The organism is Candidatus Hydrogenedens sp., assembly GCA_035378955.1.
Lineage (GTDB): Bacteria > Hydrogenedentota > Hydrogenedentia > Hydrogenedentales > Hydrogenedentaceae > Hydrogenedens.
Window position 1 is genome coordinate 36,957 of sequence record DAOSUS010000011.1, and the last position, 26,692, is coordinate 63,648.

12 protein-coding genes are annotated in these 26,692 nt (G+C 38.5%); 5 read left to right on the plus strand and 7 right to left on the minus strand.

From position 1 onward, the window contains the following. Positions 1-63: 63 nt before the first annotated feature. The 7 genes from PLA12_04220 to PLA12_04250 form a co-directional block, all read right to left on the minus strand. On the minus strand, positions 64-2,331 hold the full coding sequence (locus PLA12_04220) for a DUF4091 domain-containing protein (protein HOQ31703.1): 2,268 nt from the start codon (positions 2,329-2,331) through the stop codon (positions 64-66). A gap of 214 nt (positions 2,332-2,545) precedes the next feature. Next, positions 2,546-3,010 carry a hypothetical protein gene (locus PLA12_04225; GenBank protein ID HOQ31704.1) on the minus strand — a complete coding sequence of 155 codons (465 nt, stop codon included), beginning with the start codon at positions 3,008-3,010 and terminating at the stop codon, positions 2,546-2,548. Positions 3,011-3,063: 53 nt separating this feature from the next. Next, positions 3,064-3,627 carry a hypothetical protein gene (locus PLA12_04230; GenBank protein HOQ31705.1) on the minus strand — a complete coding sequence of 188 codons (564 nt, stop codon included), beginning with the start codon at positions 3,625-3,627 and terminating at the stop codon, positions 3,064-3,066. 273 nt (positions 3,628-3,900) lie between these two features. Further along, the gene (locus PLA12_04235) at positions 3,901-4,941 is read right to left on the minus strand and encodes a glycosyltransferase family 9 protein (protein ID HOQ31706.1); all 1,041 of its coding nucleotides are present in this window, start codon (positions 4,939-4,941) and stop codon (positions 3,901-3,903) included. A 69-nt stretch (positions 4,942-5,010) separates the two neighbouring features. Next, the gene (locus tag PLA12_04240) at positions 5,011-5,832 is read right to left on the minus strand and encodes a ComF family protein (protein HOQ31707.1); all 822 of its coding nucleotides are present in this window, start codon (positions 5,830-5,832) and stop codon (positions 5,011-5,013) included. 1 nt (position 5,833) lies between these two features. Next, positions 5,834-8,800 carry a hypothetical protein gene (locus PLA12_04245; GenBank protein ID HOQ31708.1) on the minus strand — a complete coding sequence of 989 codons (2,967 nt, stop codon included), beginning with the start codon at positions 8,798-8,800 and terminating at the stop codon, positions 5,834-5,836. Positions 8,801-9,058: 258 nt separating this feature from the next. Continuing rightward, the gene (locus PLA12_04250) at positions 9,059-9,259 is read right to left on the minus strand and encodes a hypothetical protein (protein ID HOQ31709.1); all 201 of its coding nucleotides are present in this window, start codon (positions 9,257-9,259) and stop codon (positions 9,059-9,061) included. Between the two features lie 384 nt (positions 9,260-9,643). Here PLA12_04250 and PLA12_04255 point away from each other — a divergent pair, with 384 nt between their 5' ends. From PLA12_04255 to PLA12_04275, 5 genes are all read left to right on the plus strand, one after another. Beyond that, entirely contained in the window at positions 9,644-10,360 is a 717-nt protein-coding gene (locus PLA12_04255; protein ID HOQ31710.1) for an ATP-binding cassette domain-containing protein, read from the plus strand. Between the two features lie 4 nt (positions 10,361-10,364). Beyond that, positions 10,365-11,195, plus strand: coding sequence for an ABC transporter permease (locus PLA12_04260; protein HOQ31711.1), 831 nt, complete (start codon positions 10,365-10,367; stop codon positions 11,193-11,195). 16 nt (positions 11,196-11,211) lie between these two features. Next, on the plus strand, positions 11,212-12,876 hold the full coding sequence (locus PLA12_04265) for a Gldg family protein (protein HOQ31712.1): 1,665 nt from the start codon (positions 11,212-11,214) through the stop codon (positions 12,874-12,876). Further along, positions 12,873-14,771, plus strand: coding sequence for a DUF4340 domain-containing protein (locus PLA12_04270; GenBank protein ID HOQ31713.1), 1,899 nt, complete (start codon positions 12,873-12,875; stop codon positions 14,769-14,771). The genes PLA12_04265 and PLA12_04270 overlap by 4 nt, the downstream gene beginning before the upstream one ends. A 405-nt stretch (positions 14,772-15,176) precedes the next feature. Further along, positions 15,177-26,669, plus strand: a complete 11,493-nt coding sequence (locus tag PLA12_04275) for a PKD domain-containing protein (protein HOQ31714.1) — start codon at positions 15,177-15,179, stop codon at positions 26,667-26,669. Positions 26,670-26,692 lie beyond the last annotated feature (23 nt).

The following is a 26,692-nucleotide window of genomic DNA, read 5'->3' on the forward strand; positions in this document are numbered from 1 at the left end:
TCCTTCTTTTTGATTTTAAAAATGATAATTTTAATTGTTATCTATATCCTATAATTTTTTACCTTATTTAATATTCTGGGACTGGAATAAAGTGGAGGCAGTAGATAGAAGTTTTAATCTGTTTAGATAAAATAGGAATGGGTTCTGTTCATAGACAGTCAAAGAAGAAATCAGATTGTTTAAAACCTCATTTCTTACTTCACGGGCTAAAACACTATTATATCCATTTCGGGAATATTGGATTTGACTTAAAAATACAAGCGGTTCTCTATCCTCAATTCCATCTCGAAGTAATTCCAATCGGAGAGAGGGTATCGGCGGGGCTACAAGGGGCTCTGTTGGTTTTTGTGGCTGTGGAGGATAAAATAATCGCCCATCACCATTACCCCATGTTCCTTTACCATCGGGAGGAACGGACATTGCTTGTTCCCAGGGATTTTGCAGCCAATAGGTAAGCGACCAGTACAAGTCCCCATCCAACCCATATTTATCGGCTTGCCAGAATCGAATTCTATGATTTATCCCGGGATGGTCAATAAAATTGTTAGCATAGGGACAGCGAGGTCCTGTGCAAACATACCACCATACTTGCTCACCCAATTCCTGTCTCCACCAGGCTCTTTTTGCGTCATATCTGGCTGCTATAGGTACCCACAAATTTACCAGATTATAAAAATCAGGAGCAGGAGTTTGTTCTATATGTAAAGTTAGTAATCGGCGTATTTCAGGACAAGAAGATTTTAATAATTCTAATCCTTTTTTAACCTCGGGATAACTCTCTTTCATAGGTTCATCTACCCAATACCAATAGGCTTTGTGCAACCAACCTTTTTCCCTCAAATGCTCCTGAACTTTTTGAAATATCAATGTAAATAACCGAACATATTCAGGACTATATTGTTCTGCCCCGTTTAGTTCTCTCGGTAAGCCCCCCATATTAAAAGAAGTAAAATGGTATTGGTCCAGATATTTCTCCATTGCTTTGTCAAATTCGGAAAAATCCAACTTTGGCTCGGGTGGTTCCCCTTCAAATACCCATTGAATCGGTGCGAAAGCATGAGGAGAATAAGGACTGATTCGATATTCAGCACATAAATCCATGTATAACCCAAATACCTCTTTCTTCTGTTCATCATTCAATGGACCATGATAAGCATAATCGGGATAAACACCATACGCTATTTCGGTGCTCGTTGTATCAGGTAAGGTATAGGCATATACCTGAACCTGATACGGAACTTCTACTGTCTTTTGCGATGTATGTATTTCTATTTTTCCTTTGTATATTCCTGAAGCCTGACTTGGCAATGTCTTCAATCGGAATAGAAATACTGCATTTTCATTCACCGATAGTTGAAACGATTGGTTAAGTGGAATAATGGGGTCGGGATAATCTTTGTTTGGTTGACCAAACGCATCGGTGGGTTCAACAACTCGAATATAACCCACACGAAATACCTTAAAATCCGAACTTTTAAGAACATTTCCATTATCGGTTACTGCATCCCGAACAACAATGGAAAGATTCTCCAAAGTCTGCTTCGGACGAATTACCAACTGAAACGATTCGTATTCGTTCCGTGCTATATCTAAAGGAATAAATTCTAATTTTGTTTCTGGAACACCTTCATCAAGACCTACCTTCTCTATCACAGGGGAATACCAGAGAGAAAAAATATCCGAATCAACTATAGATGACTTTAACGAGGAAAGTTTGTAGATATTCCTATATATCCTCTCTGGAGCATTAGGTTCTTCAGTATATGAAAGACTTCCATCTTTTGTTAATTGGCGTGCAAAACAACCTACCAGCCCACTATCACTGCATACGCCCCCTCCATTCAAAATGGGATTAAACATATTTATCAAATTCTTTTCTATCTCGGCTATTCCATCTATCTCTTTAGTTGCATCTGAATCAAACCTATAACCTTTGGGGTCTAATGAAAACCAAATCTTACCTAAACCCGGCAATGGTAACAATGTCCGTATCCACAGCGGTTTTATATTTGTTTTCAATACCTCATATTTCCCCGGTTCTACTTCTTTAATTGCACCTGAAACAAGTTCCAATTCAGGAGTATAATCTTCCGAATCAAGTATACCTGCATCAGCAATACAGTCCCTTTTTATGTCCTTAAACGCCATTACGGAGGTTGTTAAAGGTTTTCCCTCCATATCGTATAACTTTATATAAATTTTATTGACATTTACATCTACTGCTTTTCCTTTATCACGACCATAAGAAAAAGCACTAATCCCTAAACAGAAAAGTGCAAAAGATAAAACAAAAAAATATTTACCTATACACATACGATTATTCTTTTTCATAATAATTCTCCGACTAGAAATAGTTTTTCTACTTACCGAAAACAAAATAACTCCAAAATTTCCAAATAATCGGCTGATTTATTTTAATAAAAAAGAAAGCAATAAAAAAATAAACAGAGGAGAGAAAGTAAAGAATTTCTTTTCTTTGATAATTTTGTCACTTCAAGAACGGTATAATAGTTCTATAACTCATTCCAAAAATTAAGTAACCTTTTTATTTAGAGATCTCATTAATATTTTTACTTATTAAATTACCGTCGTTATCAAAAAAGAAAATCTCTGCACCTTTTTTGGTACTTTTCAACCATCCTCCTGTGTTGTATATATCTATGTTAATATTATCCAACAAACGAGAATCTTTCTTATTAGCAACATGGGTATGTCCAAATATAATGCCGACTGTTTTTAACTCTCTTTCTGATTTGTTTTCTTTATTTTTGTCTGTATTTGGCAATATTTTCTCTAATTGTTTTAAACTTGCTTCATAAAATCTTTTTAGTCGTTCTTTTTGAGCAGGATTATTTTTGGTATCAGGAAATAAGTCATTATCTCTTGGGTTCTCTATACCCTTTTTTCTAAGAAGATACCAGATTATTATTTTTGTGATGAAGGTATTTACTTTTTTGCTTTTAAGTAGAAATAAATTTTTCCCAAAAATTATTGGTAAACGAGATAACATATAACCAATCATTTGTTCAAGATTTTTTGTGTTTTTATCTCTTCGTATATCAGTTAGTAATTGTAGAGCAAATCAGAAACATCCCCTCCCTGTCCTACACCTGTGCAAATTATAGATGTGAGTGGGTAGTTGTATTCTTCAAAATGTTGAATCTCGCCACATTCAATATTTTTCCATCTTTCTAAAAGTTCAGAAAGTAAAACCCAGGGTGTATCAAACATATGTCCATGAGTAATTATATATATACAGTCATTTACCTTAATGTATAGATTCGGGTATACAATGTTTATGGGTAATTTATTATCTTCACTTTCAAAAAGTCCTTCTAAAAAAAGGTTACCGTATCTATTTTCTCCTTCGACATAGCTTACTCCGGGTAATAACAAATTTTTGTCTTTCGAGTTTGTTGATAAATCTATGATCCCTGGTTGGGTCCTTTTAAATGCTCTTGTATCTTTGTGTTTTTCTAATTTCCTGATAACATTTACTTCCCATTCAACAGCATCCCATATATGTTTATCATGATTTCCTGGAATATATATAATTTGCTTAACTATACTTTGTCCTTTTTTTTGATTTCCTGAAAAATTTTTTAGCGATATTACATGAGTTTGCAAAGGAATTTATAGAAAAATCTAAGATATCTCCATTTAATATTAGATAATCAACAGGTCCTCGAGGAGAATGATTGTAAAGTAAATCTACGAATTCGTAAAATAAATGACCTTTGTTATACCCTGAACAATTCGGATCAAGTCTTGATTCGCTATCTCCTAAATGGATATCTGAAGTAATAGCAATTTTCATAAGGGTCTCCTTTTTTACTTTGTTATTTATAGAATAACAAATGATTCATCTGAAAAAAGCATTTTAATAAGATAGTAAAAATTTTATTTTGTTAAATCTAATACGGATTTGAAGACTTCTTCGGGGGTGATTTTTTTTAGGTTTTCTTGTGCTTGTTGTAGTGAGATTTTTTTAGGGAAGGGAATTGTCCCTTTGTAGTGGGTGCGAAATTGGGGTCCTTGCGGGGCATGTTGTTGTGGGTTTGTTCCGCCAAAGATACAAATGGCAGGTTGGTGAAGTAGCCATGCTAAGTGCATAGGTCCTGTATCGCCGGATATAAAAACGGAGGAGTGCGCAATCAATAATGCCAGATGTTTTAAGGTAGGGAGTTGGGGACAAACAAGCACAGGATATTGCATATATTTTGTTATTTGTTTGATGGTATCGAGTTGTCCGGGTCCCCAGGTGAATAAAACTTCAAATCTCCCATCGGAAATAAGCATATCTGCAAGTTTTGCGAAATGTTCAAGAGGCCATTGTTTTTCAGGTCGTTCTACAGGCGGATGAATTACAATTAATTTTTTATTTGTTTCACAAAGAGTGTTTATAAAATCTTGTATTTCTTGTTCGATTTCGATAGGAAATACCATTCCAATCCAGTCATCTATTGTTTCTGTTCCTATAGCCTTAGCAAGGATAAAGTTTTCTTCTATCCGTGTGAGAATTTTATCCGTAGGTAATGAAATTCGATGTGTAGCGAATATATAACTAAATTCCTGTGCCCGAGGAGGTGCAAACGAAAAACGATAAGGGGCTTTTGATAAAAAGGATATAAGTCCGCTTTTTAAGATTCCATGAAAATCTATAACAAGGTCATATTGGTTTTCTCTAATTTGTCTACATATAGTAAAAAAATTTCTTAATGATGTAAGGATATGTTTACTGCGTTCGAATACAATACAATTGTTTAATGCAGGATGACCATTAATTACATCGCTGGCTTTATTTTCGGTTACCCAATCTATTTGTGCGTTCGGATAGGCAATTCGAATGGCTTCCATTGCGGGGATAACACGGACAACATCACCGATGGCACTCAAACGGATAATAAGAATTTTTGATATGTCCTTGTAGGGTATTTCCATGTCAATATCTTAGATTAACTTTGCTTAATTCTAACGGATTGAATACTGTTAGTGCATTATCGGGTCGGCTTAAATAGCGGGCTCCAATAAATCGTCTATATCAGATAAATGGGAAGCCCTTGCAACAGATAAAACATGAACAGATATAGCACCGCTCTTTTTTAATACGCGGGCGCATTCCGTAACCGTGGCAGATGTTGTAACGATATCATCAATAAGTAATATATTTTTTCCTTTTACTTCATTGGGATTTTGCACCTGGAAGGCATTACGAATATTCTTTTTTCGTTCCTGAACGGTAAGTAAAGTCTGAGTTAATGTTGGTCGGACACGAATGAGTGCTTCGGATAGTCTCGCTCCTTCAAAAGAGTTAACGATTTGTTCTGCAAGCAGAAGGGATTGATTAAAACCCCTGCGTTTAAGTCGAAAAGGATGTAAAGGAACAGGGACAATTAAATCAAAATGTTTCTCTGCCATTTCTATTTCTATCCACTCACGGAGTAATGCTCCCAATGGGTCTGCCATAAACTGTTTCTTTTTGAATTTGAATGTAATTAATGCGTCACGGGCAATCCCTTTGTATTGAACAGGACTCCGTATGGAATCAATATACGGATTAGGATGAGTTCTACATTGTTCGCAAGGAAAATTTGAGCGTGTTCCAAATCCAATAGCAACAGGATGAGGGACACCGCACAATGAACAATAAGGTCGTTCTATTCGAGGTAAGGTTGCCCAACATGTCGGGCAATAAAAAGGGTTTTCTTCTGTTATTAAACGACTGTCGCAATGGATGCAATAGGAAGGTAACAGTATATTCTTCCATGCAAGTAGCCAATCAGGGTCTGAAAATATTTTCGGAATATAACCTTTTAACTTTTGTATAAACATATTATTGTGGTAATGGAACTATATACAGAAGTTTATTGAGAGCATTAGGAGTTATTGCAACAGTAACTTTTCCCTCTGTTTCTGAATATTCAAAAGGTATTTTTTCACCAGGGCTCCCGGGTGTTGCTCCTTCTGCGATAATCTCAAAGGATTTGTTTTGAGGTGCCTTGAATGGGATAAAAATGTTCCCATTCCCATTCACAAAAATTATTGCTAATGCTCCATTTTCGACATAACGATTTTGTGACACAGGAGCCCAAGAAATGTAATGGACAGGGTTGTCTGCAAAAGTGAAGGTTTTTCCATCAATAGTTATTTCTTTTGAGCCGGCTCCAGTAAAAGCGAGTAAGTTTCCATCTGCAACACGAAACGCCATGGCTCTGTTCCCTTGATATGTAACCGTATGCCCCCAGACTTTAAAGTCTTTCAATTCTATAATATTAGGTTTTAGATTTAGTTCTTTAACTGTCTGTTCATCTTTTTCACGATTTCGAGCAAAACCTCCTTCCCAGCCCTCTTCGATATCTTTATAATGAGGTGCTACTGCGATTGTGCCATTTGGGAAGCGGGAGAACATATAAGGATTATTCCGCGAGAGATAGTCGGGGTTATCATTATAATCATTAAATATACCGGAAGGTGGATAAGCATTCATGGCAGATAAAATGTCGAATAACCAACGTGTTTCTTTCCCGAGACTTGCACTTTGATTATCCCGTGGACGGAAACCCAAATAAACAGTTTTCCCTTTGTTTATTCCTTTGTATGTGCCAACGATATTGCCTTTACATGTTGCTATGGTTGTTGTATTTTCAAAAGGTTGAACAGGGTAAATAGCGTCTATAGGGAAATCTGTTAATATAGTCATAGGCGATAAATGAGCAAGGGGTCCTGAGAATTCTATGTCCATTCCTACGGCAGAATAACCGTAAAACTTTGCGGGAGGGAAATTGACCCCCATCAAGTTTTGCCACTTATCTAAAATGGGATTTCCAGCAAAATCAAAGTAAGGCGGCGGTCCTATCCAGATTAAGTTTCCACCATTTTCCACAAAAACGGATAATTTGTCTAAAAGTCCTTCAGGGGGAGTAGGTTCAAATAATGCCACCAATGTTTTATAAGAACGATTTTTAACAAGACATACGCCGTTTTCGAAAGAGCCCAATTCCATAAGTTTTTCTGCCGTAAGGTAATTTCCATAGCCATATTGAACGGTCAAACTTCCGAAGCGTTCGTCAAAAGCGACAAGGTCAATGGGATATAAAAAAAGTACATCGGTATCACGATGTTCATAATCTTCAACTAAAGCGAAGGGTAACCATGGAGCATTTCCGTAAACATCACAGAGTGCTTGGCGTCGGTCAGCGATTTCATGAGGCATACCCCAATGTGCGGAGTAAGAATTAGGTACATCGTTAATAACCCCGGTAGAAGCACCTAAAGCCAATCCGTAATAATTGCGGTCAAGAAAACCCCCTTCGGCGGTATCATTCCCGTTGCCTGTTAGAAAATCACCCCATTTGAAATAATCATAACAGGCAGAACTTGCTTGATGAACCGTATTTGACCACATAAAATTAGAGGTATATTCATAGACATAATTTAATCGGTATAAACAGCGTTCCGTTCGCCATAAATCACAGGTAGGACTTTCTGCCCATGTCGCATGAGCACGTGCTTCTAATTTATATCCTACTTTCTGTTCGAGGTATTTTTTTGCTTGGGTAAATAGGTCAACAACACCGTTCTGTAAGAAATGATAGTATTGAGCACGGAACAGAGCCGTTTTAATTAAGCCCTCAACACCGGGTGCCATTATATGCTGTATAGGCTCATGAGCGAATAAATCATCTGTGAACACATCCTGTCCCTGCACAAAATAAATCATATAAGGAGCAAGGTCAGCATATTGTTCACCATATTTTTGAGCAAAGGCTTTCTGAAACCCGGGACTGACATAACGCAATGCGAAAGAACCTAAATCATGATGATTAAAATAAGCCCAATCCTGTTGAATATGCATTTCATCCGAATAGAGGGCATTAATTTTAACACCGGCGTTGATATATTTATCACATAAAGATTTTAAATAGGGTAGCGTATGTTCGCTGAAATAATCCATTTCAGGCGTTTTATAATGAACAACGACTAATATACGATTTCCTTTTGTTTTATCTACCGCACCACTGCCATATATACGAATGCGAGTAGCGGTAAAATCACCATGCTTCGTTTTTAATGAGGGATACTCCTCTATCTGTGCCGTTTCACTGATTTCTACTATCTGATCGGGGGGAACTACTTTATATTGCCTACCGTAAGAATTTTCATTGAAAGCAAATATACGAACACCAGCAAATTCAACATCAATAGGACCTTTGTTATTTGCCCAGCGTTCCTGTCTCCATAATTCTACACTGTATTTCCCTGTGTCTGGGTCCCGAAGACCTTTCCCAAAATGCATCCATACACCACATTCCCCTGTTTCCTTCCGATATTCGGCACCTAATTCCAGAGGTGTGAGAAAACTTAAATCCAGACCTAACCCATACGACTGAGCAAACTGGCTTATTTTTGCTATCCGTTCAATATATTCCTTTTTATCTGGGGTCCATTCACGGGGTTTGTTTTGTCCCGGGCGATACTGAGCGAAGAAATGGTCAAATGCAATTGTAAGTGTTCGCACACCTCTTGCCTGTGCATTCTCACAAATCTTTCGCAATGTAGTAATGTTTGGCTCGTTAGTAACACTAATATTAATTTCAGCATCGGGATTACACAATGTATCCAGTTCATCATCCCGCACTAAAATAATACCTGCTTTCGGTAATAGAAATTGCCAGGGTCCAGGATACTTAATCAACGATGTAGAATAATCCGGCTCCGGTACCTCATCATTGCTTGATATAAAAAAACCTGTTAAAACAAAACATAAAAATAAAAGACAAAAACCAACTCTTCGTTTCATAACTTTCCCTTTCGAATAAATTAAATTTTAGGAAATAATACTATACCTTCTAATCCCAAACAAAAAAACTTTAAATTTGTTATAAAATTAAACCCGTAATAATTTAGGGACATGATTTTTGCGTTTTTATGGTTATGGTAAGGGCACACGGCATGGCTTGATTTTATGATTTGAGAGAGAAGATATAAATCCGTTACCTATATTCTATGGGTTATCACTTCAATGTTTCTGTGTCGGGTTTATATTTATTGAGAGGTTTTATGCGGATTGAGGGGTGGCTTTGGGAGTAAGATGGGGGAGGAGTGTTGAATGGTTTTTGCGGTATTCGGAGATAGTTTTATGGGCACAGGCAGGACAATAGATGTGGCTGATTTGCTGGTCTTTTAATTGATGGCGTGTAGGTATCATCCATCGGGCATCATGTCTGATTTTTCCGCATACACAACATTGAACTATCATAATACAACCTTTCTTTTATTTACTATACCATTGTAAGCATATTTTGTGCCATATTTTTTTTGAGGTGAAAATTTGATTTAAGGCACTGAAAATCAATAGAGTATGGTCATATAATTTAAGTAGAATGGCGTTTTTATCGGAAAAGAGTTCCTGTCTGTAAGAAAAAAATGCCGATTGATATATGAAAACCTATGTAATAATGTCAACAAATTACCAGTTTAAAAATATAATTTTGTCAAATGGACAATATATTAAAGAAAGCCACGAATACACGAATTATAGAGATTAGCGAATAAAAAAATCTTAAAAAGTCACAATTGCACGGATGTAAAATAAACAAGTAAAAATGAATGATAAAGTAAAATTAACCCGAGATTTTAATATATGATTGAAGTTCAGAAGTTAACAAAATTTTATGGTTTGTTTTGTGCGTTGAAGGATGTATCTTTTTCTATTCAGGAAGGAGAGCGGGTTGGATTGTTAGGTCCGAATGGAGCGGGGAAAAGCACGATGATGCGTATTCTTACAGGGTTTATGCCAGCGAGTTATGGGACAGCAAAAATTGGGAAGTATGAAATACATGAATATCCGTTGGAGGCAAAACAGTTAATAGGTTATTTGCCGGAGCGAGTTCCTTTATATGACGAAATGACGGTTAAATCATTTTTAAAGTTTGTGGCTCAGGTGAAAGGGCTACCGCGTAAAGAATGGAAATCCGCAGTGGATGAAGTGGTTTATACTTGCGGGTTAGAACAGGTTTTTAACCGTGTGGTGGGTGTCCTATCAAAAGGGTATCGTCAAAGGTTAGGTTTGGCACAGGCTTTGATAGGTTCTCCACCCGTAATTATTTTGGACGAGCCCACAGTTGGTTTAGACCCGCAGCAGGTAGTTGAAATTCGAGAATTGATAAAAAATTTAGGGGAGAAACATACAGTTCTGTTAAGCACACATATTTTGTCTGAAGTATCTTTATTATGTTCGCGTGCCTTGATTATGAATAGAGGTGAGATTGTAGCAGAAATTTTAATTGACCCACTTAAACCGTCTGTAGAAATAGAGCAAGCATTTTTGAAGGCTATATCAAAAGAAGGAATAGGTTAGGACGATGAAATCTGTTTGGAGTATTGCTAAAAGAGAATTCATGAGTTTTTTTATAACTCCTTCGGGCTATGTCATTTTAGGTTTAATTGCTTTATTGACAGGGACAGCCTTTGTAATGTCATTTTTGACCTATGTGCAGATTTCTCAATCTCCGTTTCAGTTTGGATATTCCTCTGTACCCGATTTTGAAGAGACTTTTTTAAGCCCATACTTTGTTTTTTGCGGGATTATGATTATGTTCTTATCGCCTATTATTACCATGCGGCTGCTATCTGAGGAATATCATCGGGGAACAATGGAATTATTGTTGACTTATCCGTTAAGAGATAGGGACATTATTTTTGGAAAATTTGGTTCGGCGTTAGCAGTGTTATTACTGGCGATAATTCTTATTGCTTTGAATGTTTGTTTACTACTTCCCTTTACAGATGTTGAAAAAAGTGTTTTACTATTTGGATTATGTTCTGTTTTTTTAATGGGAATGGCTGTATTAAGTGTTGGATTATTTATTTCTTCTTTGATAACCTATCCTATAACAGCGGGATTAGTGAGTTTCGGAATTTATTTAATGATGTTCATCATTGGAAATGTGGCAGAGAAATTGCCTGTGGCTGCCCCATTGCCCAACACCTTTCCTTTAATGTTAAAGAATATAGTTGAAAAATGTTATGTTCTATTCCGTTCATTATTATTAGAATTACCGTTAGATAATCATGCAAAGAATATGGCATTGGGAATTTTCGAACCGAAGGATATTGCCTATTATTTCCTTTGCACAGCATTTTTTATATTCCTGACATTCCGTTCCCTAGAGTCGAGAAACTGGCGAAAGTAGGAGTTATTATTAGCCAATGAAAAGGTATTTAAAAACTTATAGTGGTATTATTTCCGCCATCAGTTTATTGATAGTTTTAAATTATGTTGTTTGGAAACAAGATATCTTTAATTTTTGGGTTTTGTTATTGGGTGGAGTTTTTTTTGCTTCTGGCATTATCTGGTTAGGGGCTGTTTTCTGGAATATTGTAATGGAATCGGGTTGGTCAGGTCGTGCGGTTTCGGGACTGAATGCCATTCTTTCCACATTTGCTTTTTTAGGTATATGCATTGTTTTATATGCTTTCGTTTTACGGTGGGATGTTTCTGTTGACCTAACTCAGGAAGGTCGTCGGACATTATCTCCACAGACCGTTAAAGTTTTGCAGTCCATCAATAAAGAGGTAAAAGTATTGTGTTTTTTTATCAATATTGATGAAGAATCTGTGGTAATTGCCCGAGATAAAACGCTTCGTTTTTTAGAACAGTGTAAAAAACACACACCTTTTTTGGATGTGGAAATTTTGGACCCGCAAATAGACCGTGCCCGTCTGGAAGCGTTAGAGATAACTCATGCCTCTACTCAGGGGACTATTGTGTTGAAATGTGGAAGTCGCCAGCGGGTTATTATGTTAAGTGGTGCTAATCCACGGATGGAAGAACGAGATTTCACACAGGCTTTAATTAGTGTATTAAAAGAAACCGAGACAAAAATTGGATATTTAACAGGACATGATGAAACACCGATTGATGATACCAGCCCGAGTGGACTTTCCACAGCGAAAAAGATTATAGAAGGCGAAACCTACAAAATTGAACCTTTCCAGATAAGCGTTGAATTGCCGGAGATTCCTAAAAGTTATGAAGTGGTGATGATTCATAACCCCAAAGGAGATTTAAACCGTGAAGAGTTAAATGCAATTTTAAATTTCCTGAATTCAGGCGGTCGCCTTTTTATTCTCTTTGAACCGTGGATAAGTGTCCGTTTAGGAATGAGTGGTGGAGAAAATTTGCGTCCGTGGCTGAAGGAACAATTGGGTGTGGATGTCGGTTCGGATATTGCCTTTACTATTCAGCGAAAAAATGCATGGGAAATAGAAATGCGTTCGGACCCGCAACCTTTTGAAAATGTGGAAAAAGACTTTATGGACTTTCGTGGCTCCATGCGTATTGACCATCCGATTACCCAACGAATGGACCAGCCCTTATTATGGCGAGCCGTGCGAACTGTGGAACCTGTTGAAAAGGTACCGGATAATTTACAAGTTTTTCCTTTATTAAGGACCCCGCCAGATTATTGGGCAGAAACAGACCTATCGCGTTTAGCAGAAGGTGGAACTGTAAAGTATGAGTCAGGGGAGAAAGAAGGTCCACTTTATGTGGCTGTAGCAGGAATACGGACAAAAGAACAACCCGATGGCACAAAAAAGCGAAGCCGTTTTGTTGTAGTAGGCGATGCAGATTTTATTACCAATGAACGAATTAGTATCGGAGGACATATTAATTTTTTGTTAAATAGTTTAGCATGGCTTACAGAACATGATGAACTTATTGCCATTCGTCCTACAACAAAAGAAGACAAGCCGATAGTCCTTACAAACACACAAAAACAGTGGTTGCTCTGGTGTTCTGTGATGATGACACCTCAAATTGTTTTGATTGCAGGAATTCTTGTCTATTTTGTAAGGAGGAAATCAAAGTGAAATGGCGTAATACCGTAATTCTAATACTGGCTTTGGTATGTCTCATTTCTTTCTACGGGTTTTTAGATTGGCGTAAAGAAGAGCAACAGATAATTCGGGAAGAGGTAAAAAAGATTTTTACTTTTGACCCTCAGTCTGTCCGTGAACTTCATATACAGCAAGCGGGAAAGTCTGCCTGCATAGCCAAAAAGGACGCAGATGGTAAATGGAATTTTGTAAAGCCATCTACAGATATTCCTGCATTGCAATTAATGTGGGAACGGGTTGCAAAAAATCTTGCGGAATTAAAAAATCAAAGAACACTTGTTGCAAAAATGGATGATAAAACCGCTTACGGATTGGACAAACCGAGTTTGATTGTAAAAGCGGTAATAGATGGTATAAAAGAACCAATAGAATTAAATTTTGGTCTCCTTGACCCTACCAATACTTATCGTTACACAACAAGGGATGGTCAATCTGTATTTTTAGTTGATGACAAGCAATTTTTTGAGTTGAATCGTTCATTAGAAGATTTGCGATTCCGATTTTTAGTAGCAGAGAGGGAAACTCCTTTGGTTCGTATTGAATATGCACGGATATGGACCGAAGATGATGATATACAGGACGCCAATTATTCTCCTAAAATAGGTGAAGAATCCACCGCGGTTATAATGGAACGCGAGAATGAGAAAACCCCATGGAAAATAATAGCACCCAGTCAGGGGCTTGCAGACCAGGAAGCCGTTAATGCTCTTGCCTCCGAAATACAATATGGTATGGCAAGAGATTTTATTGATAATCCTGAAAGTTTATCTGATTATGGATTGGACCCACCCCGATGCCGATTAACCTATTTTGATGCAAAATACAGAAAACCTCAGACATTGTTTTTAGGAGGAGTACAAACGGCAGGTCAAAGTACTCAGGAGAAAGATAAGGAAAAACGGAAGCGATTGAAATTATCGGAATGTACAGGGGTTTTTGCAAAATTATCGGGACAAAATTCTGTCTTTTTATTAGACCCGCAATTTTTGCAATTATTGCCCCGTTCCCCAGAAAGTTTTAGGAATCGTAGAATTTTTACAAGTGAGTTAACCAATGTGAATAAGATAGAAAGAATTGAAGCAGGACAATCTGTATTTGTACTTGAAAAAACAAAAGAAAAAGGGTGGATAATGACACACCCCCCTTTAGAGGATATTGATGTATTAAGTATAAATAACTATCTGGGGAATTTAAAAAATATCGAGGTGCAAAGTTTTCCCGGAGGGACATGGGAAGAAAGAGGATTGAATAAATCAAAAGATATATTACGGTTTACTACGGAAGATGGAAAAACATTAGAAATCCAATATGTCCCTGTTCCTGATGATGAATTACATGCTTATATCAACAATGACACCGGAGAAGTTGGAATTATTTCCAAAGAAATTATTTCAAAAATTTGGATTCGCCCCGAAAGTTTCCGCAGTTTACTTTTGTATCGTTTTTCTCCATCTGAAGTTCAAGAAATTGGGATTGTAATAGATTCTACATCATATCTATTTACACAGATTGATGGGCAATGGACAGTAAAAGAGCCCAAAAATAAAGTGTTAACCAATCAAGGCGATTTACTTCGATTGCTTCGTTATATGTCAACCTTAACTGCAGGTAATGTCAGCAATCAGAAAGAGGATGAAGCGAAAGTAGGAGAAATTTTATTAACAATTTCTATTAAACTTGCAGACAAGAAGCAGTCTCCAAATATCATAGAAGGCACATTAAATATAGGTACAATCGACGATATGGATTCTCGCTATCGCTGGGCAAAGAAAGAGGGAAAACAGGGAGTTTATCAGGTGAAACAAGAATTGGTAGACATTGTTCGTGATATGTTAAAGTCTGTAAGTGATGTAGAGAATTCTCAATAAAAGCCAAAAACATTTTCTTTTTAAAATCCAATTTTTAAGTTTTTTAATGGAGTTTTTGTTGGAGAATTCTCTTGACAGATGAGTGTTAAATATGCTGTAAAATTAATTTATTCAAAAAAGTAGAATAAAAATACAAAAATAATTTGAAAATGAAATAAATTGTTGACATAATTATAAAAGTGTATTATAATTTATGTAATAAAAAAATTGTATATTGGTTTGTATTTAATGGTAAACTACTATCAAATATTAAACAAGGTTAAAAGAAAAGGATAAGAGTTTCAAATATATCATATAAGTGTGATAACATATTTTCAATTACAGAAAAATTGTAGAGAGGATAAAAATTCTATCTACATGAAGATATATGTATAAATGATATAAAAATATAAGGAGTAGATAGCCGTGAAACGAAAAAATAAATTTTATTTGCCGTTTCAATTAATTGTTATTATGTCCTGTGTAATTATTCTGGGAGTGTTTTTTTACCTGTCGGACAACAGAGGGAATATAGGAAACTCAAATCGAGAAGTTAGAGGGACCTCTATCATTACTGATAGAAATGATAGTAAAAATATAGAATTACCTAAACAAGGGGAGAAATCACAGACCGGTTCTCTACAACTTACTGTAAATGAAAAAGCGGAAATAAAAAACACTGCAAATAGGGTTCAAGTTGCTTCTACTGCTCCTAATAGTGCTCTTACCGGGATATTGCCTTCCCTCGTTTCCGGGCAAATTGCTAATCTTGTATATCCAACATGTGACCAATTGACACTGAACTTTGTTGCAGAACCTACTGATGGTGCGGCTCCTTTAACGGTAAGTTTCAGACTTGTATATACAATGACGGGTTTTGGTCCTAATGACATGCCGAATATAAAGAATATAATATGGTATATTAGTAGTCCGTCAGGAGGAAGACCTGGGTCAACGGGATTCCAGTGGCAATATCAAGTAGAACAACAATATGACCCAAGAGTGACTCCGGAACAGCAGGTATTTGTGATTGGAGGGCAAGGTTCTCAATATTTTCAAACCGGGGGTAGATACACGATAGGAATGCGGATTCGTTTGGAAGATCCTACTAATCCTGGAGATTATCGGTATTGCCCTGATCCACTTATCTATAAAGAGGACTATATAATTGTTCGGCAAGAATCTCAGATTCCACAGGCATCGTTTGAGGCAAAAGATTTGATAACAAATGGGATGGGACTGGTTCCCTTAAATGATTGGGTTCCGCTATTTTATTTTAATATGAAATATAATCCCAACCAACCCGCACCGCGAACTTTAACTCAGTTAAATTATAGTCTTTACGACAACGCAGGTATTTTGAAGCCTGAGGATATACTTGAATTTGGATTATTTGCAGATTCAGGACCGGAAGGGAAACCGGATGGTGTTTTAGACTTTAAATATGATGGCAGATTTGTATATATATCGGGAACACCTAATGCGTTTTATATTCAACCTGGAACACCTATGTTGAATTGGGATAGGTATGGTTTCCCCTATGAAATGCCTAATAACAATGGAGACTTTAGTAGAGATTTAAATTACAACCTTAATTTTACAATGAATCCGGACAGTTCTTCTTACGACCCAACAGACCCGTTTGCGGCTGTAAATCCAAGAAACAATCCTCCTACAGAATTATTCCCATTTGTGAAAGTTAAAAATTTGAACCCAGATTCAAGTGCCAATGATGGTGTTGATACAACTGAGGGAATACTAAGACAATGGGTAATCGCAGGACCTGACCCGGGTTATGGATATATTGTAGCAGTTCGATTAACATATAATTGGAAGAATGGAAATAGGATGGCTTTAAGTGTTAACAGAGCCCGAATGCAGCCTTATAGCGGTCCTAATTTATCTACGATAGTTAGTAATGTTCCCTTTCCATTTTGGAATTATGGAGTGGGTTCTTTCCCAACTCAAAGCACAGGACAGCCGGTGGATTCTTATAACCCAAACTTCTATAAGGGTGATATTCTAATTGAGGAGAATTTTTATACAGCACACTTCAATATCTATGATATAACAGGGGATACTATTTTTGGTTACCGTCCAGGAGAAGACTGTAATCTTTCCAGTTGGCCCTTCTTTATGTATACCCCTGTTGCAGAGCATACAAGACCAAGATGGGACATATCTAACACATTAATAGAGGCTGTTACAGGAGAGATAATGGATTTGCGTCATATCTGGCCTATGGATGCCTGGATACCTGTAATCGGTATTAATGTTCACGGAGATCCGTCAGCACAAATTTGGGAAGTAAACTTGATTTTAACAGATATAGGAGGCGACCCTTTTGGTCCTCCCGGAAATGGTGGATTTAATCCTAACTATGCATTAGAGCCAATAACAACATCTTACAGGGGTGATTGTTCTGTATCTGTTCAGAATGATTTTGCTTTTAATGGAGCCTGGCTCTGGCATGATTCCGATTCTGCGGAAGGAAACGGGAAATTTGATTTTCCAACACCTCTTGACCCCTCTGGAAGTACTTACGGGATTTCGTTTACGGACTGTCCCATGTATCCAGCAAATCGGGACCAGGGTGGTTCTGTTGAGCCAATGATACAATGGGAATATGAACCTTTTCCACCGGGTGGCGGTGACCCATGGTGGAAAGTGCGATTAAGATTCTCAGGGGGAAGAAGAAGGTGCCCCAATCAAACCCCAACGGGATATTTTGATCCTTTACCAGATTACTATGAACCGAACAGAACAGATACTGCAATAGAAAAAACCGATTATTATATTGTATTGAGGACAAATAGTGGTAGAACTGACTTATCAGGGAGGACATCTGGCCCTGGAGGTCTTTTTGGAGGTGATTTCCGCGCATTTATTGAGCCTCGTCGTTGGAATCCTCGCGATGGAGGGCATTGGGATGGCGGACTATGGTTTTCTAATATGAATCTTGACAGAAAGAAAAAATATGTTCAGGATACGGAATGGATAGACGAGCCTTACCCTACAAGTGCTACATCAGAAACGAATCGCAGAATTAATAGACCTTGGTTTACAGAACGCTCTCATACCCAAGATAATGTAAAACCCCAAAGGGTAGGTTTTGAAGTTCATGACCTTGTATTAACATATAGCACAGATAATACATTTGGCAGAGAAACCTATATCCATCCCACACAGCCACTTCCAATAGCAACTCATCCGGTTGATATTGTTAATTATGCTTTTTATGATTGGAGGGGTGCAAATGGTGTGAGTAATTTAAGTTTATGGGTAGACCCGCCAATAACATTAGGATTTGGAGTAGATGTCTTTGGAATTTTTAATCAAAGATTTTTATTAGGATTAGCACCTCCCTCAGATTTGGTTCTTGACCCCACTGTAAATCCTTTATTAGGTACAAATGCAGTAGAGTGGTTATATAATCCGGGTTTTCTCCCCGATTATTCAGAAGGTGTTTTTTGGACGGGACAACCCATACCTAATTTAGACGAGTTAACTTTTTTCCAGTATGCATTTGAGACAGTTCCATTTGAGCCAACATTTGGTGACCCAGTGATAGTGCGTTCCCTGACTCCTCGTAGCCCAGCGTATCCCAAGCCGTTTATTCAACCTACTTTGCCTGATTATTATACCTGGCCTATGAGACTTAATCTTGTGAATTTCGGTTCAAGATGTATTGTTTATGCCGATGAGGGAAGTTTATCGGATAATCTTGAATATTATCATTTTGACCCGACAGAAGACCCTAATGTGATTGAGACATGGCAAGGAATATGGGCAGGATATAAAGATGATATTTATTATGCAGAATTATTAGACGGTAATTTTGCAGGAGTAGATTTGTCTGGCTGGTGGTTTGTTGATAATAATGGGGGGAGGTATTATATTAAGAGTAATGATGGGAATATATTAGAACTTGAAAATGGACATGCGGCTTATGTTTCTGCATATATGATGAACGGGAACAAATTGAGTGTTTCCCAATATCCTTATGGTGTTAAAGGAGGACGAGCCAATGCTGTGGAACGGGGTCCCTGGTTAGTAGTTAAAGATGCTATGGTTCGCAATCGTTACCCGCAGATGGCAGATTGGCCCTTGGGATGGGGAGATAATACGGTTACATCAGGTCCAAACGGTGAATCCCGTGCTGCACGAATATTGAGACAAAAAGTTGAATATAAATCCCAACCGGTAGCAGTTTTGGGATTAAATATATCAGGTGCGGATGACCCGGTTGTGAATAAGAAAGGACCTGTTGCGTTAAATTCTATTTATGTAGCCTTCTGGGGACCGGAATTTGACCCATCAGATTTAACTCCATTAGATAGTACAGGTGGAACATTACCTTCCTCAGGTGTTCTGCTTTATGAAGATACAAATGGTGACGGGGTATTTACAGGACCTGTCTTTTTGGATACGGTCTCCGTTCCTGTGTTTACCGATAGAATTGTTCCATTGGTCCCCGGGTCATTGGAATGGGGTATTGCACCGGAACCTGTGGATTTAGATGGCGATAATATACCTGACGATTTAAGCGGAGATGGGATAGTTACAGACGGAAATGTTGATTTATCTGTTCCAGAGAGACCTTCACTTACTTCTGACCAATTAAAGGCATGGGATGGCTTGAAAGACTTAGCATGGGTATTGAAATTGACACCTACGCAACCCTGGACAGTTCCACAATCTGATGTGCGTTCCGGAGGCGCCAATCCACCTGTAAGTGCTAAAAGTCTGGAAGAAGATAACAATTCGTCACTACCTTTACCGGCAGAAATAATAAAAGGTATTCAAGAAACAGAAAAATTAGCGTCTTCAACAAAGAAATCTTTCCTTCTGGACATAACATCTCCGGAGTATAATGACGATGGAACTGCAAATGTTATCCCGATGGAAAAATCTGCAAAAGCACTTACAGCAGGAGGGCATCAAGGGGATGATTTGTTTGTAGTAATTAGAACATCAGACACAGTGAGTGCTTTTGAAGAATTCCGTTGTGTAATCCCTGCTCGCTTACCAGATAGGACACCTACAACGGCACAATTCGCAGGTGTCGTTTTCTCGCAAGGAGGCTTAACATCACGAGGAGCCGCTTTCAAGACCAATCCAGAAGAAGGAGGTTTGCAAGACTTCTATGGTCATGATATGTTGCAAGTGAGTGTCCCAACAAGAGTAGTGGACATGACAGATGCTTTACTTCCCCCATCTACCAGTGGCATTAAAACACCGGTTATAACGCCTGGGGGGCAACCTATTGCTATTTTGGGTGTTGACGCTTCCATGAACCGTGTAGAAAATCTAATTGCTTATGGGAATGGTACAGGTGCCTCTGCTGGAGATAAGGCATTCAGCCCTGATTCACGAGATATTATTATCCCAGAAACAAGCCTTAAAGGTTTCTTTTCTAATGGTGCGTGGACACAGAATATAGTAGGTATGTGGCTGGTTGCTTATGGTCAGGCAGACCAGGAAGTAAATAAACGAGTAGAGGCTTTTGAAATCACAGGCGCTCAGGGAAGGACTTTACGGTTAAGGGCAGGTACTCCGAAGAATGGTAGTCCCTGGTATGTGGTTAAAGACCCAACCTTCTTGGAACAGTTAATTGTTGAATTTTATAATGCGAATACCCAGACAACCGTCCGTGGTTTTGACCCATATAATGATTTATTACCTTTAGATGAAGAAGACCCTGCAAATGGAAAAGTAAGTGGTGTCTCAATATGGCGGGATAATGATTGGGATCCGCGGAATACAAATGGTGTGTTTGACCCACCGATTATTAACGATAATGGAACGATTGATTATATTGATTTGCCATTACGATTGGACGCGGCACCCGTATGGTATTCACGTCCAGGAGACCCCCGATATCAAGTACGGTTCGTTTTCTCTTCCCCCGGCACGGATAATAGTATCGGAAGGGATGTGACACAAGGAGGAACACCTTATGTTTCCCAACCCCGACTTCGTCAACCCATCCCTATATGTTTTGGAGATTGTCCCAGTGAGAATGGATACGGTCCGGACTTCTTTGTCGTAATCAGAACATCCGCCGCAATAAGTGCAGGAGATGCTTTCCAGGCAGCCATTGTATCTTTTGGTGGTGATACACCGACAGAACCTGACCCGGATAATTTTGTCCGTATATATCCGGGTGCTGGTGATATTAATGATGGATTATTCTATTTATATTCTGAGTTCCCGTGGGGAAATCGAGCCATAGGATTTATTAGTTTCTTTAAAGACCCACTTGTTTATCGTTATTGGGCATATAATGATAGACTTCATAAATGGACAGCACGAGCAGAAGTTGATACGAGTCAGGCTCAATCTGACCGATTGGGATTAAATTGGGTTCGCACCAATCCTGTTGCTTCCGGTCGTACGAAAACAATTATTGCATTACAAGTCCCAACAGTTGATTTTACCGTAGATAAGCAAAGACAGGTTCCCGGTGGTCAAGTTAAATTTACATTGCTTCCGGGCAGTGGAATAACGGTATCCTCTGTGCAATGGGATTTCGGTGATGGAACACAATCTACAGATAGAAATCCGACACATACATATTCCCAGGCGGGAACATATACCGTTAGTGTCGCGATAAAGGACAAGAACGGATTGAGTGCTTCTAAGATTAAGAGAGATTATATAGAAATATTAAGTGCACCCTATGTTAGTTTCTCCGCCCAACCGACTTCAGGATATATCACGCCGGATGCCATGGGAGAAAAAGACCCGGGATTAGATGTGCAATTTAGAGATATGTCTGTTGGAACAGATGTCTGGAAAGTGGTTGCATGGTCCTGGAGTTTTGGAGATAATATTCCCGCAATAGAAGCCACACAACAAAATCCTATACATAGATACACGAAGGAAGGTTTCTATTCCGTTACTCTTGAAGTAACATTCAAAAATGTAAATACCAGTGAGACCATGAAACTGTGTTATCTAATACCTAATTATATAACTGTAGGACCATGTATTGGCTGTCCATCAACAACAGAAGGTGGAACTCAAGAGGAACCAAGTGCAAAGTTCTCCGTTCAATCTTTAATAAAAGATAAAGAAGCACTCTTACCTTTAACAGACTGGGTTCCTTTATTTAATTTTACCATGGGTTATGACCCTGAAAATCCCGCCCCACGAGTTTTGAAATCATTAGTTTACCGTATTCGAGCGGATAAAAGAGGTGAAGGAGAATTAAATTATGGTAATCAAGGAGGTCCCAATATTTCAGACTTGTTGGAATTTGCCTTATTCAAAGAAAACTATTCAAAGAGAGAAGAATATGATAACCAATTAGACCCGTACTATGATGAATTATTATTTAAATGGAATGCAGATGGAACACCCTTAGCCCAAATTCTAACTCAAAATCCATATTCCCCCGATGGTATTACTTATAGGCTGAACTTTATTGGAAGTGGAACGCCAGACAAACCGGATTACCCTGTAGTAACGGCTCCAAATCAAGATGAAGGATTTGATGGAAATTCGTATATTGTTGCGGTTCGGACATCTGCTACATGGCGTAGTCAGATAACTATGGCTTGTGATGTTCTTCGTGCAGAGATGATAAAACTTAATGGCATTTTCCCAAGGAATGCAGATGGAGAAGCTATTGATGAATATGACCCAAATTTCTACGATCCAGATAAACCTGAAAAAATGATTTCTGATGCGGGTTATTCTGCCAGTTTCACTGTTTGGGATTTGAACGGAATTATTAATCCTGAACAATGGGAATATAGTGGATTTGATGCGTGGAATTATCCGACAAGGTTATATACACCTCTCGCTGAACATACACGCCCCAAATGGTCAAAGTTTGACCAGTTGTTATATATGTATGCCGGGGAGTTATTATCATTTCGTCGCTTGGTTGCTATGGATACATGGAAACCCGTGATAGGAATCAATGTGCATTCTACGAAATCTGTGCATGCGGATGGATATGACCCGTTAGTAGGACCTCGTCTTACGGCAGAAAAGAAGATATGGCCACAGTTGCGTGAGGTAAATGTTATATTCACAGATATTGGTGCAGATCCGTATGGACCTCCCGGCAATGGAGGTTTTGACCCTCGTGAAGCGTTGGATAAAGTTTCCACACAAATAAACAGTCTTTTGGTTGATAGTGACCAGGTATTATTCCAGGATATTGTTTTTAACGGTGTTTGGGTATGGCATGACACAAATAATAACGGGAAATTTGATCCGCCAACACCGCTTGCAAACGGGCAAGGGGTCCAGTTGAATGGCGATTATCCAATGTTACCCGAAACTGTAATCGGCATTAATCTCTCAGAGGGCTTTATTTTACCTACAGGACAATTGTTAAATTGGGAGTATATACCATTCCCGCCGGGAGGTGGTGATCCATGGTGGAAGTTGAACCTTCGTTTCTTCTATGGACGAAGAAGATTTGTGACACCGAGTAATGATGATGTTTCCGGTCATGTTGAACCAATCCCGGATAATTATGTAGGTGTGGCTACAGGGAGCGAATATGCGAATGATTACTTTGTCGTAATAAGGACAGATAGTGGATTTAAGGATGTTTCTCAAACTGTACCTGATGGTAATGGGGTTATGATGGGTGCGGATTTCCGCGTGTTTATTGAACCAAGACGAGTGGATAATAATGGAAAACCGACGGGAGGTATTTATGTAGATTCGCAAATTCCTCCGTTGGGTGGTCTTTTAGATGGTGGAGGACCCCCATGGCAGTCTGATTCGAGATGGGGTCAGCAAGAACCGTGGTGGAACCAGAGAACTGTAAACGAAAAATCTACCAAACCTATGAAGGTAGGTTTAGATGTTCATGATTTAGTGTTAACTTATACATCCGATTCTCCTTATAAATTTGAGTCGGATATATTTTATGGTTCAGGTTCTATTAATTTAGGGAATTGTCTTGGCTATTCCGTCGGATTATCTGACTATCCTAAAGATTTTGATAGATGGATGGACCCGGAAGGAAAGATAAGGTCTCAATTCTTAAATTTACATTCCGTAGGTGTAACAAGATGGCGTGAATTTGGCGGATTTACTTATTCCATTACAGATAATAATACATTTACTGTAAGTTATGACTATACCCATAGTAGGGGACAATATGCTTATGAAACGGTTCCTTTTGACCATGTGAATATTTTGGGTCCGGATACGCGTTCCTCTGCGTATGTAAATCCATTAGACCAGCCTGTTTTGCCTGACTATACTACCTGGTCTCGTAATATTGGACCTAATGAATATCCACGGGCAAGTCAATGGGCGCCGGAATTTAATCGAGCAAGATTGCTTACACAAAAAACAGATATAAATTCTGAACATACCGCTATGTTAGGGATTAATTTAGTAGGTTCGGGTGATTATGTTGTAAATAATGAAGGACAAGAATCCCCGTCTGTAGCGAAGATTGTTGTAGCCTTCTGGGGTCCGGACTTCTCTCCTGATATATTAATGCTATTAGACCCGGATGGTAAGAGTTATGACTCCGGTGTATTGCTCTGGGAAGATACTGACAAGAACGGGATTTTCTTTGAACCAAAATTATTGGCAACCTACTGGGATTTGCCTATGCCGAATATCGGTGATAAACCCGTCCCATTAAATAATTTACAATGGAGTTCTCAGCCAGAACCAATTGATATTGATGGGGATGGTTTACCTGATGATATGGATGGTAATGGTCTTGTTGACCAACGAGATTACGCATGGGTCCTTACAATGTATCCAAAAGAAAAGTGGACCTTGCCAACAGATGATTTTATGAATTTCCTTTTTGGCACTGTTCCAATAGAATGTGGAAATATTGATTTTACTGATGTCTTGTTTGAAAAGAGTATAAAAGAGAAAACAGATGACGAGGCAAATGCGACGAGTCAATCTTTAGAAAAACAAGTAACTGCTGTAGAAGGAAATAACCCCGGTGATGACCTGTTTATTACTGCTCGCCTAAATGATAAAGGGAAACGGTTCCAGTCATTCCGAGCAATTATTCCAGCAACTTTACCTGCAAGGAGCGATTCGGAGAAAAAAGCAGGTATTCAATTCTTCCCACAGGTTAATACCAGTTCTACCGCATATATTAAATCCAGTCCAGAAGAAGACCCCGTGCAAGATTTCTATGGGAATGATATGCTTGAAACAAACATACCGGTACAAATATATGACTTTACAAGTCAGCAACAAGCAATTGTTCCCGGAGGCCCGTCCTTTGCTGTGATGGGATTTGATATTTCAACCAACAGACCTGAAGATAGTTTGTATCAAGGAACAAATGGTGTAGGTTCTGAAAAGGCATTTACAGTATCTGGTGTGACTTTTGAACCCAATTCGCTTATTGGTGATTTCTTGATAGACTCTGCCTTTGAATCTTATGAGATTGTCGGGAATACGACCAATCAGGTGTATTTATTAAGTGGGACTCCGCGTAATGGCTCTTGGAGAATTGAACGCAACCCGAGTTTCTTAGAAGAAGTTACCTTAGAATTTTATGATGAAGGGACAAACGCCAACTTTAATCCGTTAAATGATTTGTTACCTCTTCATATTGACCCGCAAATCAGTGGCGTTGCTTTATATCGAGACAATGACGCAGACCCAAGAAATCGCAACGGTATGTTTGATGCCGATATTGATATTCCTATATCATTGGATGCAGCACCCTACTATATAGGTCAAACAGGAGAAGCCACACAGGTGAAGTTTGTATTTTCCAGTCCCGGAACGGATAATGTTCCTATTCCTCGTGAACAACAGGCACGAAATCGTCAGTGGGTTCCTACATCTTTCGGTACAAATAACAAGGACCCGTTCTATGGTCCAGATTTCTTTGTTGTGCTACGAGCCTCAGATAAGATGAAAACAGGTGTAAACTTCAGAATTGGAATGGTGAACTGGGGACCCAATACACCTACAGAACCTGACCCGGATACCTGGGCTCGTCTATCCGGTGAGCAGAGAAACGATTTCCGAAAATTCCGTGAATTCCCATGGGGAATTAGAGGACTTGGATTTATTACCTATTTCAAAGAACCTCCTGTTCGATACTATATGGATGGGAAGAAAGCAGGAATGAAAGCCGATAATTCAGGTGTAAACTGGATTCGTTCTCATTGTACAAAGAAACGGCGGACAGGTGTAATTAATTCTATTAAGAAAGTAGTTGCTCCATCTTCACTGGTAATAGATTCTACCTCCATATCTGAGTTGCCTATTCAGACTCTTGAAGGACAAGAAGTAACATTGGTTATATATGGAAGAAATTTTGGAAACAATCCTGTAGTCCGTTTGTCAGGTTATCAAGTCCGTGTTATCCAGGCAACAGATACTGCTATAACCATAGCCATCAGTACAATGCCGGGCGTTGTGCCTATTGAGCCTGTTGTATTACTGGTGAGAAATACAGCCACTGGAGATGAAGCCTCACGAACCGACTTGTTTACACTCACATCGAAGCCTTTAGGGCGAATACCTGTTATCAATTCTATAAATCCGAACAAAGGAACATCTAAAGAATTTCCAGTTACTATACAGGGAGCCAATTTCTCAGCAATTGAGAATATACAAGTGTATTTTGCAAACACATTGATGCCTGTGCAGTCTGTTTCGGCAGATGGAACATCTATCCAGGTAACTTTCCCATTGGGTGGTATTCCAACGGTAGGACCTCTGGATGTAACAGTGAAAAACATAGATCAGAAAACAGAGAAAACCCTTGTCGGAGGGTTCGAATATATAAATGATGCACAAAAGCCGAAGAAACGTTTTTATATGTTTGGTTGTGGAGAAAGACAAGATATTCAACAATCGAATTTTATGGCTTATGCCTTTGACATAAGTCTGGTAATTGCAGTTTTGTTGTTTCTTCTGTGTGCAAAGAAGAAACAAACAGTATAAGGAGATGGAATTATAAATGAAAA

What these genes read in the sequence shown, in the direction of transcription:
- PLA12_04220 (HOQ31703.1), bottom strand. Translation starts at nt 2,331, where the DNA reads ATGAAAAAGAATAATCGTATGTGTATAGGTAAATATTTTTTTGTTTTA.
- PLA12_04225 (HOQ31704.1), bottom strand. Translation starts at nt 3,010, where the DNA reads ATGTTATCTCGTTTACCAATAATTTTTGGGAAAAATTTATTTCTACTT.
- PLA12_04265 (HOQ31712.1), top strand. Translation starts at nt 11,212, where the DNA reads ATGAAAAGGTATTTAAAAACTTATAGTGGTATTATTTCCGCCATCAGT.
- PLA12_04260 (HOQ31711.1), top strand. Translation starts at nt 10,365, where the DNA reads ATGAAATCTGTTTGGAGTATTGCTAAAAGAGAATTCATGAGTTTTTTT.
- PLA12_04250 (HOQ31709.1), bottom strand. Translation starts at nt 9,259, where the DNA reads ATGATAGTTCAATGTTGTGTATGCGGAAAAATCAGACATGATGCCCGA.
- PLA12_04235 (HOQ31706.1), bottom strand. Translation starts at nt 4,941, where the DNA reads ATGGAAATACCCTACAAGGACATATCAAAAATTCTTATTATCCGTTTG.
- PLA12_04245 (HOQ31708.1), bottom strand. Translation starts at nt 8,800, where the DNA reads ATGAAACGAAGAGTTGGTTTTTGTCTTTTATTTTTATGTTTTGTTTTA.
- PLA12_04255 (HOQ31710.1), top strand. Translation starts at nt 9,644, where the DNA reads ATGATTGAAGTTCAGAAGTTAACAAAATTTTATGGTTTGTTTTGTGCG.
- PLA12_04240 (HOQ31707.1), bottom strand. Translation starts at nt 5,832, where the DNA reads ATGTTTATACAAAAGTTAAAAGGTTATATTCCGAAAATATTTTCAGAC.